Below are 16,425 nucleotides of genomic sequence, written 5' to 3'. Positions count from 1 at the left end.
CACGGTGTCAGTCCAGCCGCAGGTCCGCGAGCTGCTGCTCGAACGGGACGACCGCGTCCTCCCCGTCGTCCGGGGCCGGGGCCCGGGAGGCCCCGGAGGCCGTACGGCCCAGGACGGCGGAGGCCAGCTCGCCGCCCGCGCGCCGGATCCGGGACGGCAGGCCGTCGGTGTACTCGTCGCCCGCGGAGCCCCAGTCCTCCGAGGCCGCGTAGACGGAGGTGGGCACGGTGACGGCCCGCAGGTAGGCGAAGAGCGGGCGCAGCGCGTGCTCCAGGACCAGCGAGTGCCGGGCCGTGCCGCCCGTCGCGGCGAGCACGACGGGCTTGCCGGTCAGCGCGGTGTTGTCGATCAGGTCGAAGAACGACTTGAACAGACCGCTGTAGGAGGCGGTGAACACCGGCGTCACGGCGATCAGCCCGTCGGCCTCCGTCACCGCGTCGAGCGCTTCCCGCAGCGCGGCCGAAGGGAAGCCGCTGAGCAGGTGGCGGGCGATGTCCACGGCGAGGTCGCGCACCTCGATGACGCGGACCTCGATGTTCCGGTCCTGCTCGGCCGCGAGACGCTCGCGGGTGGCGGCGGCCAGCCGGTCGGCCAGCAGCCGGGTGGAGGACGGCTGGCTGAGCCCGGCCGAGACGGCGACGATGCGCAGGGGAGGGGTGGCGAACATCGAGGTCAGGCCTCCTTCTCAGTGGTGCCGGTGGTGCCGGTGGTGCCGGTGGTGCCGGTGGTGCCGGTGGTGCTAGGGGTGTCAGTGGTGCCCAGGGTGCCCGTGGTGCCCGTGGTGCGGGTGGCGCGGGCCGCGGCGACCGCCGGGTGGACGGGTGCGGACTGGGGCACTCCGGCCGGCCGCAGGTTGGCGAACTCCTTGCGCAGCACCGGTACGACTTCCTCGCCGAGGAGGTCGAGCTGCTCCAGGACCGTCTTCAGCGGGAGCCCCGCGTGGTCCATCAGGAACAGCTGGCGCTGGTAGTCGCCGACCGCGTCCCGGAACGTCAGCGTCCGCTCGATGACCTCCTGCGGGGAGCCCACGGTCAGCGGGGTCTCGCGGGTGAAGTCCTCCAGGGACGGGCCGTGGCCGTAGACCGGCGCGTTGTCGAAGTACGGGCGGAACTCCCGTACCGCGTCCTGCGAGTTCTTCCGCATGAACACCTGGCCGCCCAGCCCGACGATGGCCTGTTCGGCGGTGCCGTGCCCGTAGTGGGCGTAGCGGCGCCGGTAGAGGTCCACCATCTTCCTGGTGTGCTCCATGGGCCAGAAGATGTTGTTGTGGAAGAAGCCGTCGCCGTAGTACGCGGCCTGCTCGGCGATCTCCGGGGAGCGGATGGAGCCGTGCCAGACGAACGGCGGGACGCCGTCCAGCGGGCGCGGGGTGGCGGTGAAGGACTGGAGCGGCGTACGGAACTTCCCCTCCCAGTCCACGACGTCCTCGCGCCACAGCTTGTGCAGCAGGGCGTAGTTCTCGATGGCCATCGGGATGCCCTGGCGGATGTCCTTGCCGAACCACGGGTAGACCGGCCCGGTGTTGCCCCGGCCCATCATCAGGTCGACGCGGCCGTCCGCGAGGTGCTGGAGGGTGGCGTAGTCCTCGGAGATCTTCACCGGGTCGTTGGTGGTGATCAGCGTCGTGGACGTGGAGAGGATCAGGTTCTCGGTGCGGGCGGCGATGTAGCCGAGGGTGGTCGTCGGGGAGGACGGGACGAACGGCGGGTTGTGGTGCTCACCGGTCGCGAAGACGTCCAGGCCGACCTCCTCGGCCTTCTGCGCGATGGCCAGGGTCGCCTTGATGCGCTCGTTCTCGGTGGGGGTCCGGCCGGTGGTCGGGTCGGTCGTGACGTCCCCGACGGTGAAGATCCCGAACTGCATGGCGTCCGCCTTCCTGAGTGCCGGCCGGAGGTCAGGATTCCGGGTATCGGTTCCGGAGTACGGAAACCTCGGCCGAGATTTGGTTGAACGTTGAACTACACCCTACAACGAGGCCCCCCACCGTCCTATTCCACGCGGACGGACACCCTTACGGATCGCACGTACTCTGAAACGGTGAACAAACGGACGAGTGACAGCGAGGAGTGGAAAGCGCGCGGAGTGTTCCTGCGCGTCTTCGTCTACGTCTTCGCGACGCACTTGTTCGCCGGGTTCATCTGGCTCCTCTTCTACGTGGGCGGGCACGCCCCGAAGTAACGCGGGCCTCCTCCACGCCCGGCCTGTGGCCGCTACACTCGGCCCATGACCTCTGTCCTGTGCCGAAACTGGTGGCGCTCCTCATAGGAGCGGCCACAGCATCTGCACGGAACCAGGGCCGTTCGACATGGACGGCCCTTTTCGCTGCCCTCGTACGGCGCGGACACGGAGACGGAGCGCAACGGCGCTCACCGGCGGGGCCGTCCTCCACGCATCATCCACGCGAGGAGAGACCCGATCCCATGACCAGCACCGCACCGGCCCCGACCGCACCCGCCGACCATCACGGCGCCGAACTCCCCAGCACCGAGCTGGAGCGCCGCATCGCCCAGGACCCCGGCAGCTTCCGGGTCCTCACCGGGGACCGCCCCACCGGCCCCCTCCACCTCGGCCACTACTTCGGCTCCCTGCTCAACAGGGTCCGCCTCCAGAACCTCGGCGTGGACGTCATCGTCCTCATCCCCGACTACCAGGTGATCACCGACCGGGACACCGCGGAGCGGCTGGGGGAGTACACCGACGGGCTGCTCCTGGACTACCTGGCCCTCGGTATCGACCCCGCCCGGTCCACCGTCTTCTGCCACAGCGCCGTCCCCGCGCTCAACCAGCTCATGCTGCCCTTCCTCAGCCTCGTCTCCGTCGCGGAGCTGAACCGCAACCCCACGGTCAAGGACGAGATCGCGCACTCCAGGCAGTCCACGGTCAGCGGACTGATGCTCACCTACCCGGTCCACCAGGCCGCCGACATCCTGTCCTGCAAGGGAAACCTGGTTCCGGTCGGCCGGGACCAGGCGCCGCACCTGGAAGTCACCCGGACGATCGCCCGCCGCTTCAACGAGCGGTACGGCGACGTCTTCCAGGAACCGGACATCATGCTCTCCGCCGCGCCGCTGCTGCTCGGCACGGACGGCACGAAGATGAGCAAGAGCCGGGCCAACTCCGTCCCGCTCGGCGCCACCGCCGACGAGACGGCCCGCCTCATCAAGGGCGCGACCACGGACGCCGACCGGCACATCACCTACGACCCCGACGCCCGCCCCAACGTCTCCTCCCTGGTGCTGCTGGCCGCCCTCTGCCTGGAGCGGGACCCGCACGAGGTCGCGGCGGAGATCGGCGACGGCGGAGCCGCTGTCCTCAAGCGGAAGGTGACCGACGCGGTCAACAGCCACCTGGCCCCCTTCCGCGCCCGGCGGGCGGAGTACGCGAAGGACCTGACGTACGTGCGGTCGGTGCTCCGCGCGGGCAACGAGCGGGCGAACGCACTGGCGGAGGCCACGCTGGACGAGGTGCGGGAGGCGATGGGCGCGTTCAGGTAGACGGGCACCGGGTGCAAGGCGACGGGTGCCGGGTGCCGGGTGGCACCCGCCCCGACCGCCTCGACGCCCGCTACCGGCTCGACGCCCCCCGGCCCCAGGCTCCCGGTGGTGCCCAGGCGCTACTGCCTGGGCACCACCGCCCGCTGCCGCCGCAGCAGCTCCGCGAGGCCCCGGCGGGTGGCGGCGATCACCACCCGGTCCTGGGCGCGCAGGACGTAGCCGGGGTGCAGGTCCCAGACCAGGCCGGAGGGCGGCGGCGCCACGTCGCCCTCCGGGTCGAACGGCAGCGGGGCGGCGAGGTCGGGGTTGCGGTCGGCGGGCGGGGTGGCGTCGATGGCCAGGACCCGCCAGGCCCCCGCCCGGAACGCCTGCTCGACCGTGCGGCCCTCCAACTGCGGGTGCCCCGCGACCTCCAGGGCGGCGAACAGCATCACCTTGCGCTCGACCGGGATCGCGCCGAGGACCTGGCGGCCCATCATGGCGCCCGCGAACGCCGGCGCGGCGAGATGGGAGACCGAGCGCGAGCGGGTCAGGGCCTGGGGGTGCGCGGTGCGCAGGGTGCGGTAGACGGCGGTCGCGAACTCGTCGTCGTACAGCCGCAGTGCGACCCTCAGGTCCGGCTTCACCGAGCGGGCGTACAGCGCCGCCTCCAGGTTCGTCGTGTCGATGCTGGTGAGTGCGAGGAGGGCGCGGGCGCGATAGATCTTGGCCGCTTCGAGGACGCCTTCCTGGGTGACGTCGCCGATGACGGTCGGCACGTGCATCGAGCGGGCCAGCGGGATGCCCCGCGCCTCGGGGTCCTCCTCGACGACGACCACGGGGATGTCGAGCTCGCGGAGCCGTACGAGGACCCGCGTACCGATCTTTCCCAGCCCCAGCAGCACCACGTGCCCCGACAGACCGCGCGGTGGGCGGCGCAGCGAGGACGCGGTGCGCAGGGTGCCGAACGCCTCCAGGACGGCGGCGACCAGCAGGGGGAGCAGGAGAAGGCCGGCGACGCCGGAGAGGAGCTGGATGATCTGCCGGGCGTCCCCTCCGCCCTCGGCCGGGTCGCCCATCGACAGCAGGTCGAGCAGCGTCAGGTAGGTGGAGTGCACCACGCTGTCCTTGGTGGTCACGACCGAGGCGATCACCAGGGCGACCACGGAGGCCGCGACGCCGAGGGCCGACCAGCGGAGCCTGCGGGAGAAGACCTGCGAGAGCGGGGCGCCCCTGCCGCCCATGCGGGTGGCCGGACGGTCCGGGTCGGCCCGGCTGACCGTTTCGAGGACCACCGTGCCCCGGCCGGTCGCGGCGGCGACGGCGCTCTCGTCGGGCAGCAGTTGGGGGGCCTCGTCGCCACTGCTGTCCGAACCCTCGGCGCCCGCCGGGTCGTTGGTGGTGGAGGAGAGCAGGGCGAGGGTGCACAGGCCGGGGTCGGCCGCCTCGCCGGGGCGGGGCGGGGGGCGTTCGGCGGCGCGCAGGAGCAGGCCCTCCGCCTGGATGACCTTGCTGCTGCCGGTGAGCGCGGTGGCGGCGAGGGCCGGGGCGGCGGTGTCGGCGTCGGACAGGACGGTGGTGGAGGCGTCCAGCAGCGCCGGGTCGATGCCGGGCATGGCGACGGCCGCCGCCTGGTCGAGCAGCTCCTCCAGGTGGAGCCCGAGCTTGCGGTTGTAGAGCCGGATGACCAGCCGCAGACGGGGGTTGAGGCGGCGGGCGGTCAGGGCGGCGCGGATGTTGCGCTCGTCGTCGTCGTAGACGAGCGCGAGGGCGGCGGCCCGGTCGACGCCCGCCTCCTCCAGTACGTCGTCGGAGGGTTCGGGCGCCTCCATGATGCGGACGGCCTCGACTCCGGCGTTGGTGTCGCTGCTGCTGGTGCCGCTGCCGGTGCCGCTGTTGCCGCCGCCGGCCGTTCCGGTGCCGCTGCCCGCGCGGTTCATCGCCGCCGACATCCGGCCGAACAGGGCCGCCGCCCTTCCCCGTTGGGTCAGCGGCGTCTCGGGGCTGTTCGCGTCCCGGCCCGGGGGCAGGAGCAGGGTGACCCGTTCCCCGTAGACGTAGCGCAGCTCCACGGCGAGCCGGCGCGCCAGGGCGTCGTCACCGCAGACGATCATGTGGCCGGTGGACGGCGGGCGTCCCGGTTGCTGAGGAAGTGGAGGCACGAAACCCAGCATGCCGTGATCCTTCCGGCTGGTCTTCCCGATCAGTGTGGAGTGCTGGTGATCTTCGCACGACGGTCGGGCGTGACCTGGTGGTTCACCGCGCCGGGCGGGTTCGCCGAGGCCGTCGGCCCCGCCAGCTCCGCAGGCCCCGCAGGTCCCACCGACCCCGCAGGCCCCGCAGGGCCCGCCAGCAGGTGCCGGGGGTCCGCCGCGCGCTGGATCGCGGTCTCGACCGCCGCGATGCGGTCCGCGAGCAGACCGAGCGCGGCCACGGCCCGGGTCATCGGGTCGCCGTCCGGTCCGCCGAGCGCCTGCGTACGGACGTAGGACGCGGTGATCGCCGCCCACCGCTCGGCCTGTTCGGCGGTGAGCGTCCCGCGCAGGGCGGCCAGCTTGAGGAGGTTGGCCTCGGCCCCCGTGGTGAGCGTCTGGGCCTCGCCCGCGTAGTGGTCGTCGACGACGGCGGACAGCTCCTCGTCGTTCATGACGGGCACGATCCGCTCGGCGATCTTGTTCATGTTGCGGTAGGAGCCCTGGAGCCGGAACGGCGGCTCGGTGCGCGTGGCATCCGTCCGCGCGGCCGACGCGATGTACGCCGCGTTCACCGCGAGCACGGTGTCCCGGGCGGTGAGCAGATGGCGCAGCACGGCCAGGACGCGGTCCAACTCGGCAGCACTGTAAGGGTGTTCCAGGTGCTCCGCGCGGGCCGCCGGGTCGCTGCCGCCCGCCAGCCGCACCAGCAGCGCCAGGTCCTCCCGGGACCGGGCGGCCAGCGGGGCGAGGACCGGGTTGGCGGTCAGGGCGTTCTCCACGAAGCTCAGCGCGAAGACGTCGTCCCGGCCGCTGAGGACCTCGCCGAGGTTCCAGACGTCGGCCCGGTTGGCGAGCATGTCGGGGATCCGGAACTGCTCGCCGGACTCGGTGTACGGGTTGCCCGCCATGCACACCGCGAACCGCTTGCCGCGCAGGTCGTAGCTGCGCGGCTCGCCGTCCCGCACACCCTCGATACGCCGGGTGGCGTCGCACAGCGGGATGAACTTCTGGAGCAGTTCGGGCGAGGTGTGCTGGATGTCGTCGAGGTAGAGGAGCGTGTTGTTGCCCGCCTCCAGCGCGAAGTTGATCTTCTCGATCTCCTGCCGGGCGGTGGCGCTCGGGGCCCGGTCCGGGTCGAGCGAGGTCACGTCGTGGCCCAGGTTGGGCCCGCTGATCTTGACGAGCACCATGCCGAGCCGGTCCGCGACGTACTCCATGAGCGTCGTCTTGCCGTAGCCGGGCGGCGAGACGAGCAGCAGCAGCCCTTGTGAATCGGTGCGCCGGTCGGCGTCGGCGGTGCCGAGCTGCTTGGCCAGGCTGTCGCCGATCAGCGGCAGATACACCTCGTCGAGCAGCCGGTTGCGGACGAACGCCGACATCACGCGCGGCCGGTGGTCGTCCAGCCGCAGCCGCCCGCGCTCGGCGGTCACCAGGGAGGTGCGCAGCCGCTGGTAGGCGCGGAAGCCGGGCACGGTGCGGGTACGGAACTCAGCGGTACGGGCGAGGAGTTCGTCGATCCGTACGGTGAGGGCCCCGCCGTCCGCGATGCGCGGGTGGTCGCCGAGGAGGCCCTCCAGGCGCTCGGTGAGCGGAGCGTCGCAGGCGTACCGCTCCAGCTCCGGGCAGAGCTCCACCGCCACGGCCTCCGCCAGGTCGCCGCCGTCGAGGCCAATTCCGCCGCCGGCCGCCGCCGTCTCGGCGTACGGGGCGAGCCAGCCCTCCACGAGCTGCTGCCGGGCGGCCCGGTCGTCGCCGAGGGCCGCGAGATCGTCGCCGTACGCGTCGGGGCCGGCCTCCCGGTGGAAGGCGTCCAGGAAGGCGCGGACCGAGGAGCCCACGACGAATCCGGCGGGCCCGGTAGTCAGCTCCTCGAAGAGGTACGCGGCGACGGCGTGACCCGGCGCCGACGGGGACGGGGAGCCGATCGCCGCCGCCCACTCCTCCTGGAGGGCGTCGATGGCCGGGGCGAGCCCGAAGGTGTCGCGGGCGCGCGCCAGGGACACCGCGCGCCTCGTCCAGGAGGCGCGCAGCGCCTCGTCGGCCCCGTACGCCCAGAAGAGCTGGGCCGCCGCGCGGACGGCCGGCTCGTGGCGCAGCAGTCCCGCGTCCGCGTGCAGGCGCAGCAGCGCGGTCAGGATCGCGGTGGCGTCCTCGTCGTGGACGCCCCGCGTGTACCCCTCGTCGTATGCCTCTGCGGCCGACTCCCGCACCAGCCGGGCCAGTTCGGAGTCGGTGAGTGCGGCGAGGCGCCGGGCCCCGTGCTCGTCGAGGAGGCGGGCGGCGAGGTGCTCGGCACGGTAGACGGAGGCGTTCTCGGAGGGGAGCAGCTGCTCCCAGTACGGCCGGGCCTCCGCGAACGCCGGGTCGGTGACCGGGGCCCGGTAGTCCGTCCCGGTCAGGGCGAAGGCGAGGCTGTCCCCGGCGGGTACGAGCGTCAGGTCGAACGGCTGGGTGTTCACGGCGAACCGGTGGCGGCCCAGCCTGATCACGGACCCGCCGTCCGCGTACAGCTCGGTGCGGTCGCGCAGGGCGCGGCCCGCCTCCTGGCGGGCCGCCTTCAGCCGCCCGTCCAGCTCCTCCGCCCGGACGGGATCGCCCAGTTCGCGCAGCTCCTCGGCCGTGCGGCGGACCTTGGCGACCATCGGGTCGGAGGCGAAGTAGGTGTGGACGGCGTCGAGGTCCTCCAGCGAGGCCACCCGCCGGGCGATGGTCTCCAGCACCCGGCCCGCCGACCCGGCCAGCCGCTCCGCGCGCCGCGCCCGCTCGTCCTGGAGGGTCTGCTTGCGCGCCGAGAACGCCTCGTACACCTCGGTGCGGCGCTCGGCCAGCTCGGCGAGGAAGTCGTCGAACTCCGCGAACCGCGACTCCAGGTTCTCCAACTGGAGCAGCAGCCGCGCCAGTTGGTCGTCGCACGTCTCCGGGGTGCCGGCGGCGGCCAGCGCGCCCGTGACGGCCTGCCCGAGCAGCGCGAACTCGGCGGCGAACTCGGCCCGCCCCTCCTTCGACAGCAGCTCCCGGCGGCGCGCGTCGAGCGTGGCGCGGGCCCGGTTCGCCCCGCCCAGCACCTCGGCGATCCGCTCCAGGATCGACGTACGTACGGTGGCGTCGCCGATGTCGAGACCGGCGACCACGTCCGTGACGGTGGCCAGCCCCTCCGTCATCGCGGACAGCCGGTCGGTCACGGCGGACGCGTCCCGGACGGTCTCCAGCGCACCCGCGTCGGCCACGAGCCCCGCGATGTCCTCGTGGTAGCCGTCGAACGCGTCCTCGCGGGCGAGGAAGGAGACGGCCCGCTGAGCCGCCGAGGCGATGTCGTCCTCGGTCCGGGCCGACAGCTCCGCGACGCGCTCGACATCGGCGTACCGCATGTCGCCGACCGTCGCCAAGTGACCGTGGACCTGGCGCAGTTCGGTCAGCCGCTCGACCCACGCGGACGCGGACCCGGGCACCTCGCCGCGCACCCGGCGCACCAGCGCGGTGATGCGGGCGGCGGTCTCCTCCAGCGCGTCGGCGGCCCGCCGGGTCAGCTCCTGTACGGCGGTGAACTCGGCCAGCACCTGCTGTGCGGTGGCCCGTAGCTCTCCCAACGGCTCGGCGAGAGAGCCCAGTTCGGGGTCGGCCAGCCAGTGGTAACGATCCTGGGCGCGGGCGCAGTCGGCGGCGAGCCGCCCGTACACGGCGGTCGTCGGCGTCATGTCCCGTACACCGTGGGCCAGGGCGAGGCAGTCGGAGATCCCGCGCACCAGGTCGGCGTTGCCGGTCCGGGCGAGCGGGCCGGTGCCGACGGGGCGGGCGGCGGCGTAGGTGTCGGAGACGTACGGCGTCTGCCAGCGCTGCAGGGGGTGCACGCGCGCGGGCCCGTCCGGGGTGTCCCGGAGCAGGATCAGCGTCCCGTCGTCCAGCAGCGCGTGCCCGCGCCCGGTGAGCGGGGTGGCGACCTCCTGGCGGATCAGGTTGTAGGGGAGGAGGAGGCTGCGCAGCCCGTCGCGCGAGCGGAAGACGTAGAGCACGTCCTCCCCGTTGGGCGAGCGGACCGCGCCCTCGAAGACCGGTTCGGCCAGTTCCTCCGCCGTGTCGAAGGTCTTCGCGGTGCCGGTGGTGAGGTAGTAGCCGCCGGGGAAGATGATCCCCTGGTCCTCGGGGAGCCGGTGGCACGACGGGCCGATGCCGTCGAGCCGCTGGACGGTGGCGAGCAGCGAGTTGAAGACCAGGTGCCGCCAGGTGTCCTCCTTGTACGGACGCACGCGCAGCAGCACCAGCGGCCCGACCTCCGCGTACTCGACGTCGGCGTCGGCCAGCGACTGCAACGGCTCGTCGACGGGCTCCTCGTAGATCCCGTCCGGGGACTCGGTGTCGTCGGTGACCTTGACGGTGAGGGTGCCGCCGAGCGTGTCGACGTAGAGCCCGCCGCCCTTGCCGATGGCGATGTGCGGGTGCCGCCCGGGAACGTGGGCGTCCCGCCCGGCGACCGTCCAGTCGAAGTCGTGGGAGGGCGGGAAGACGTGGTCGCGCTCGCCCTGCGCGTCGAGGAACGCCCCCGGAGAGCCGTCCGGCCCGAGCGCCCAGCGCAGCACGCGGATGTCCTCGGCGTTCTCCCCGGTCCGGAAGACGGCGAGGAGCCTGCCGTCGACGCGGCGCAGCCGCAGCAGGCGGGCGTCGCGGAAGTAGCGGTGGAGCGAGGAGAACTCGCGCCGGAAAGCCTCATCTTCGAGGAGGGCGCTCTCCGCTCCGGGAGCGCCCTCCTCCGGCGCGCAGTCCCGTACGAGGAGGACGTCCTCGACACCGGCCTCGCCGCGCGCGCCCGGCCCGCGCTCGAAACCGAAGAGCAGCTGCCCGCCCACCGCGACGAGGTCACGCGGCACGGAGGCCCGCTCGGTGCGCACCTGCTCGGTGGCCAGCAGCCGCAGCCCGGTCGACCCGAACTCCTCGGTCCGCCGCACGTTGAGGGCCTCGGCCCGTCGCACCAGCTCCCCGGCCTGTGCCGAGAGCCGGCGCCGCAGCACCTCGTAGGCGCCGGCGTCCACATCGCCCGTGCCGCTCTGCGTGTCCTGCGGCGCGGTGGAGGTGGCGGTGGTGTCGCTGTCCATGCGTACGGCTCCCTACGTGTTCCATCGTCTTCAGCCGGCCCGGCGCTGCCTGGGCGGCCTGGTGTTGCCTGGGCGGCCCGGTGCTGCCGGGCCGGGTCGGCACTCCCTGGCGGGCCTGGTGGCCGGGCCGGGCCTGGTGTTACCGGGCCGGGCCGGTGCTACCTGGCCGGGCCGGTGCTGCCGGGCCGGGGGGCCGGTCTCCTCGCGTGCGGGGCAGGCAGGTCCTGGTGCGCCCACCCCCGTGGGACGCACACGCAGACCGCCGGCCCCTCCCGGCCGAGGGTTCCGTCCTCAAACGCCGGACGGGCTGGGTGGGCGCCGGGCCCGCCGGACTGGCGCCGACCCCGCCGGACTGGCGCCGGCCCCCGCCGGACTGGTTCCCGGCCGGCCGTCAGCGTGCTACCCGACCGGCGTGGGCTCCGCCCCGTTCCGGGACACCGCCCCGCCCGCGGGAGCGGCCTTCGCGCCGCCGGTCAGCGACGACACCGGCAGATCCGCGAGACCCAGGTCCTTCGCCGCCGCCAGCAGCTGCCCCATCTGCCCGGACGCCGCCCCCGACGAGCCCGGCCCCATGAGCCGCATCAGCAGCGCCGACACCGTCAGGTTCTGCACATCCCCCGTGGAGACCGAGCCCAGTACCCGTGTGAGGTCGTCCGTGAACGAGGACGACCCGTCCAGCCACGGCCCGGCCAACGTCTGCGCGGTCCCCGAGTTCTCCACGAACCCGTCCACCGCCTTGCCGAGCGAGATCGACGAGACGATCCGGTCGAAGAAGACGGAGTCGCCGCCGACGATGTCGATGTCGGCGTTCTCCAGGCCCGTCGCCAGGACCGTCGCCTGCGCCTCGGCGACCTGCCGCTGCACTTCGAGGCCGGCCAGCCGGATCTCCTTGTCCGCCTCCAGCCGCAGCCGGTACTCCTCGTGCCCACGCGAGGCCTCGTCCAGCGCCGCCATCGCGGCCGCCTTCTCCGTCAGCCCCGCGGCCTCCGCCTTCAGCTTCTCGCCGATGACCGCCGCGTCGGCGGTCGCCTGGGCCGCGGTGCCCTCCGCCGTGGCGAGCGCCTTGAGCCGCGCGCCCTCCGCCTCGGCCTTCAGCCGCGCCTCCGTCGCCCCGGCCTCCGCGAGACCGGCCTTCTCGATGACGTCGGCCTCCGCGTCCCGCACCTGTACGGCGGCGAGCCCGGAAGCGGCCGTCTCGGCCTGGATGCCCTCGGCGAGCCGCAGCTTGGCCTGCGCGTCGAGGTCCGCGGTCTTGAGCCGGGCCTCGGCGAGCGTGAGCTGCTCGGCCGCCAGGTGCGTGGACGCCGCCTCCGCCGCCTCGGCCGCCTTGATGTCCTTGACCAGCTTCTCCTGGGCCTCCGCCTCGGCCGCGATGATGACCGACCTGCGGGACCGCTCGGCGTCCTCGACGGCGCGCAGGGTGAGGATCGACTCCTCCTGCTCCGCGACCGTGCGGTCCACCGCGATCCGCTCCCGGATGACGTCGGCGACCTCGCGGCGCTCGGCCTCGACCTCCTTCGTGGCGGCGATCCGGTTCAGCTCGGTCTCGCGCTCGCGCCCGATGACCTCCAGCATCCGGTCCTTCTCGATGCGCTCGCTCTCGACGGCGATGACGCGCTCACGGTTCTTCTGGGCGACGGCGATCTCCCGCGCCTGGTTCTCGCGCTGGATGCCGAGCTGCTCCTCGGTCTTGATGAACGCGCTCTGCGAACCGAGCCGCTCCTCCTCCTGCACCCGGGCGGTGGCAGCCTCCTCGCGGGCCCGCAGGACCTCCACCTCGCGGCGCTGCTTGATCTCCGCCTCGGCCTGCCGGCGCTCCAGTTCCAGGATCGTCTCGCGGGCGTCGACGTCCTGCCGCGTGATCTCCTTCTGCTCGGTGCGCTGGAACTCGTTGGTGCGCACGTGCTCGATCGCGGTCAGTTCGGTGATCTTCCGGATGCCCTGGGCGTCCAGGATGTTGGCCCCGTCGAGCTGGGCCATCGGGGTCTGCTCAAGGAAGTCGATCGCGGCGTCGTCGAGGTGGTAGCCGTTCAGGTCGGTGCCGATGACCTGGATGATCCGGTCCCGGAACTCCTCGCGCTTGGTGTACAGGTCGACGAAGTCGAGCTGCTTGCCGACGGTCTTGAGCGCCTCGGAGAACTTGGCGGCGAAGAACTCCTGGATGGCGACCTTGTCGCTGGCCCGGCCCGTACCGATGGACTGCGCGACCTTGATGACGTCCTCGACGGTCTTGTTGACCCGGACGAAGAAGGTGATCTGGATGTCGGCGCGGATGTTGTCCTGGCAGATCAGGCCCTCGCGCCCGGCGCGGCGGATCTCGATCGTCTTCACCGAGATGTCCATCGTCTCGGCCTTGTGGAGCACGGGCAGGACGACCGCGCCGGTGAAGGTGACGTCCACCTTCTTGGTCTTGGAGATGATCAGCGCCTTGCCCTGCTCGACCTTGCGGAACAGCCGGGTGACGACGAAGGCGATGGCGATGACGATGAGCAGGACAACGGCGATGAGCACGCCGATGCCCAAGGAGATGGCATCCATTGAAGAGTCCTTGGCGGCTTGTCGGTACGGAAGTGGCACAAGCGAAGTAGGGGTGGCCGGTCGTCACGGTGACGGCCGGGTGGCCGGTCTGCGGCGGTGGTTCCCGGCGGCCGGAAATCCGGGTGTCCGGGTGTCGGGGTGTCCGGTGGCCCGGTGGGCCTGGTGTCCCGGTGGCCCGGTGGTCCGTCCGGTCAGCCGTGCGCCCCGCCCGGCAGTTGGCGCGGTCTGGTGGCCGGGCCCGGATCGAGCGCCGTGTCGTAGGGCGAGACCCAGAAGAACTCGCCGTCCTCGTCGTACGCGTAGAGGAGTCCGGAGCCGCCCATGACGAGCGGGGCTTCCTCGGTGGCCGGCCCGGAGAGCCGGGAGGCGGACGCGAACGGCCCGGCCGTGCGGACCTGCACGATGGCCGTCGAACCGTCGGGCGACACGACCTCGGCCTGGCCGAACGTCGCGGTGACGGAGCCGGTGCGGATCGTGCAGAGGCTCCCGACGAAGTCCAGCCGCGATGGCGGCGGTTCCGCCGGGAAGTGCCGGCGGAAGCGGCGGACGAGGAGGCGGACGGCCGCCCAGGAGAGGACCAGCGCCCCGGCGAGGACGGCGACGGAGAGGACGGCGCGGGTGGCGCCGCCGGTCTCGCCGCGGCGCAGCAGGACCGTGCCGGTCAGGCTGCCGCACCAGGCGAAGACGACCAGCAGGGAGACGGAGACGGAGACCGGGACACCGCCGAGACCTGCCGGGCCGGTGTCGAGGTCCCCGTCGAAGGAGTCGTGGCCGGCGGCCCCGGCGAGCACCAGCAGCCAGAAGCAGACGACGACCACCAGCGCGGCGCCGAAGATGACGGCGGGGAACGCGAGTGCCGCGCTCAGGAATTCGTCCATCGGTCCCGCCCCCTGCGGTTCTGCGCACGGGCCCTGGTGAGGCGGTGCGCGTCCGTGTGATCCGGTACGGGGGCGGTGAGCGGCCGGTCGGCGGGCGGGCGGGGCCCGGCGCTCGCGGCGTTGTCGGAACCTGCCGCGGTGGCCGGAGCGTCCCCCTCGGGACTCCCCCCGTCGGATCCCGGCTCCCGGATTCCGCATCGCCCCCGATCTCCGTGGACGGTGCGGGATCCGGGGCCCGGGAGGGGCCTGCGCCCCCCTTCCCCCGTGCTCCCCCGTGCTTCCCCCGTGTATTTCCCCCGTGTTGTTGCTGACCTGATCGTGACATCCTGGGCCCGCACATCGCATTGCCGGATCCCGGCAATCTTCACGCTTCGCTAGTGCCGGGCACCGGCACCGCCCGATGTGCGTTGGGGAAATGACCAGACTGTTGCAGGGCTGAAGGAGATCGCGTGGCCGAGCTGACGATTCCCGAGGAAATGCTGGGCGATTATGCCCACATCCTGGGCGAAGTCGCCCTCACTGGCCGACGTCTGACGCGTGACGAGCTGGAAGCGCGCCGTGCGTTGGGCCGTGCGGCGGCGGACGCGGGCCATCAGCTGCGCGCTCTGGTGACGATGCATCTGGCGCAGACCCGTGAGGCCTGGCCACGTGCGGCTGCCGGAAACTCCCCCGCCGCAACCGACGCGGTCCTGGCCGCCGTGGAGCAGGCGGTCGACGCGTTCGCCGAGGGGTTCGAGCGTGCCCAGCGGCTCACCGTGCGGCGGGAGGAGGCGGCGCGCCGGGAGTTCATCGACGACCTGCTCTACGGGCGCAGCGATCTGGTGCGGCTCGCGGAGCGGGCGACCCGCTTCGGCCTGCGGCTCTCCCGGGCGCACGCGGTGGCGGTGGCGTCGGGCCCGGAGGCGTACACGGAGACGGACGTGGTGCCGCGCAGTGTGGAGGCGGCGCTGCTGGCGCGGTTCGGCGGCCGCAAGATCCTGCTGACGACGAAGGACGGCCGGATCGTCTGCATCGCGCCGGGCAGCCAGCCGGACGTCCTGCGCTACTTCGCCAAGCAGGCGCACGCGGCGACGGACGGCGGCCAGGTCGCGGTCGGCCGCCCGCACAAGGGTCCCGGCGGGGTGGTCCACTCGTACGACGAGGCGCTCCAGGCGCTCGACCTGGCGGACCGGATGGGGATGGACGACCCCGTCCTGTACGCCTCGGACCTCATGGTCTACCCGGTGCTGACCCGGGACCAGCAGGCGATGGCCGATCTGGTGCGCAGTGCGCTGGGGCCGCTCCAGAAGGCGAGGGGCGGCGCGGAACCGCTGCTGAACACGCTGGCGGTCTACTTCGACGCGGGCTGTGTCGCCGCCGAGACCGCGCGCCGGCTGGCGCTGAGCGTACGGGCGCTGACGTACCGCCTGGAGCGCATCCACCAGTTGACCGGCTCGGACCCTTCGGACCCGGTGCACCGCTACAGCCTGCAGACGGCGGTCATCGGGGCCCGGCTGCTGGACTGGCCGGCCAAGGAGCTGTGACCTGCTGGACTGGCCGGCCGAGGGGCTGAGACCTGCTGGACTGGCCGGCCGAGGGGCTGAGACGGCCGTCTGCCGGAGCGGCGGGAGGGCAGGGGGTGGCCGGGGGTGCGCTCAGGGGGGTGACGTACCCCCGGCCTGCCGGTGGGGACGGGGACGCGGACCGGTGGTCGGCCGGACCGCGCGACCGCACCGGCGGTCCTGGTGGGTGCGCCCTACAGGTCGAACTCGTGCGGCGGCAGGTCGAGCGCGAAGCACGCCTCCCGCACGACGGCCTGCTCGGATGCGTCGAAGTCGCCGTCGGCGCCGCCGATGACGATGCCGATCTGGATGACGGCACGGGCCTCGGCCGGCTTCTTCTTCGCCTTGGCGATCTCCTGGACCACGCTGACCTTGCCGAACGCGAAGTCGGTGGTGAGCTGGTCGACGTAGGCGTTGAAGCGGCGCTGAAGGTCGTCCGCGGGGAAGTTCCGCAGGACGTCGTTGGTCGAGATGAGCGTCGCGACGCGCTGGCGTTCCGACGGGTCGATGGAACCGTCGGCGGCGGCGACGAGAGCGCACATGGCCATGCTCGCGTCCCGGAACGACCCCGACTTCAGCTCGTGCTTCTTCGCCTCCAGCTGCGTCTGCATCGACGACGCGGATTCCTTGATGCGATCCCACAGAGCCATGACGTCTCCCTACGTTGCGGTGCGAATCCGGAACCGAACCGGAACCGGTGCAACTCTACAGTC

The 16,425-nt window shown here is 72.8% G+C and carries 10 protein-coding genes; 3 read left to right on the top strand and 7 right to left on the bottom strand.

Features of this window, described 5'->3' with window-relative positions; translation table 11 throughout:
• Window positions 1-7: 7 nt before the first annotated feature.
• Both PSQ21_RS15815 and PSQ21_RS15810 read right to left on the bottom strand, forming a co-directional pair.
• Complete coding sequence (locus tag PSQ21_RS15815) at window positions 8-667, bottom strand: FMN reductase (RefSeq protein WP_274031154.1); 660 nt, start codon at window positions 665-667, stop codon at window positions 8-10.
• A 5-nt stretch (window positions 668-672) separates the two neighbouring features.
• Complete coding sequence (locus tag PSQ21_RS15810; protein ID WP_274031153.1) at window positions 673-1,863, bottom strand: LLM class flavin-dependent oxidoreductase; 1,191 nt, start codon at window positions 1,861-1,863, stop codon at window positions 673-675.
• Window positions 1,864-2,037: 174 nt separating this feature from the next.
• Between PSQ21_RS15810 and PSQ21_RS15805 the strand changes: the two genes are divergently transcribed.
• Together PSQ21_RS15805 and trpS are read left to right on the top strand one after the other, a co-directional pair.
• Window positions 2,038-2,178 carry a DUF6126 family protein gene (locus PSQ21_RS15805; protein ID WP_176739478.1) on the top strand — a complete coding sequence of 47 codons (141 nt, stop codon included), beginning with the start codon at window positions 2,038-2,040 and terminating at the stop codon, window positions 2,176-2,178.
• 242 nt (window positions 2,179-2,420) lie between these two features.
• Window positions 2,421-3,494, top strand: coding sequence for a tryptophan--tRNA ligase (trpS, locus tag PSQ21_RS15800; protein ID WP_274031152.1), 1,074 nt, complete (start codon window positions 2,421-2,423; stop codon window positions 3,492-3,494).
• Between the two features lie 119 nt (window positions 3,495-3,613).
• Here the strand turns inward: trpS and PSQ21_RS15795 are convergent, their stop codons facing one another.
• The 4 genes from PSQ21_RS15795 to PSQ21_RS15780 all read right to left on the bottom strand — a co-directional run bounded on the left by PSQ21_RS15795 (window position 3,614) and on the right by PSQ21_RS15780 (window position 14,171).
• On the bottom strand, window positions 3,614-5,647 hold the full coding sequence (locus PSQ21_RS15795) for an NAD-binding protein (protein WP_274031151.1): 2,034 nt from the start codon (window positions 5,645-5,647) through the stop codon (window positions 3,614-3,616).
• A 29-nt stretch (window positions 5,648-5,676) separates the two neighbouring features.
• Entirely contained in the window at window positions 5,677-10,755 is a 5,079-nt protein-coding gene (locus PSQ21_RS15790; RefSeq protein ID WP_274031150.1) for a DNA repair ATPase, read from the bottom strand.
• A gap of 399 nt (window positions 10,756-11,154) precedes the next feature.
• Entirely contained in the window at window positions 11,155-13,293 is a 2,139-nt protein-coding gene (locus PSQ21_RS15785; protein WP_274031149.1) for a flotillin family protein, read from the bottom strand.
• 191 nt (window positions 13,294-13,484) lie between these two features.
• Complete coding sequence (locus tag PSQ21_RS15780; RefSeq protein ID WP_274031148.1) at window positions 13,485-14,171, bottom strand: hypothetical protein; 687 nt, start codon at window positions 14,169-14,171, stop codon at window positions 13,485-13,487.
• Between the two features lie 449 nt (window positions 14,172-14,620).
• Between PSQ21_RS15780 and PSQ21_RS15775 the strand changes: the two genes are divergently transcribed.
• A complete protein-coding gene (locus tag PSQ21_RS15775) occupies window positions 14,621-15,694 on the top strand; it encodes a PucR family transcriptional regulator (protein ID WP_274031147.1) in 1,074 nt (357 codons plus the stop codon).
• A gap of 212 nt (window positions 15,695-15,906) precedes the next feature.
• Here PSQ21_RS15775 and PSQ21_RS15770 read toward each other — a convergent pair whose 3' ends face one another.
• Window positions 15,907-16,362, bottom strand: a complete 456-nt coding sequence (locus PSQ21_RS15770) for a tellurite resistance TerB family protein (RefSeq protein WP_274031146.1) — start codon at window positions 16,360-16,362, stop codon at window positions 15,907-15,909.
• Between the last annotated feature and the right edge of the window lie 63 nt (window positions 16,363-16,425).

Origin of the sequence: Streptomyces sp. MMBL 11-1, assembly GCF_028622875.1 — a bacterium.
Lineage (GTDB): Bacteria > Actinomycetota > Actinomycetes > Streptomycetales > Streptomycetaceae > Streptomyces.
This window is presented reverse-complemented; position numbering and strand designations above follow the sequence as displayed.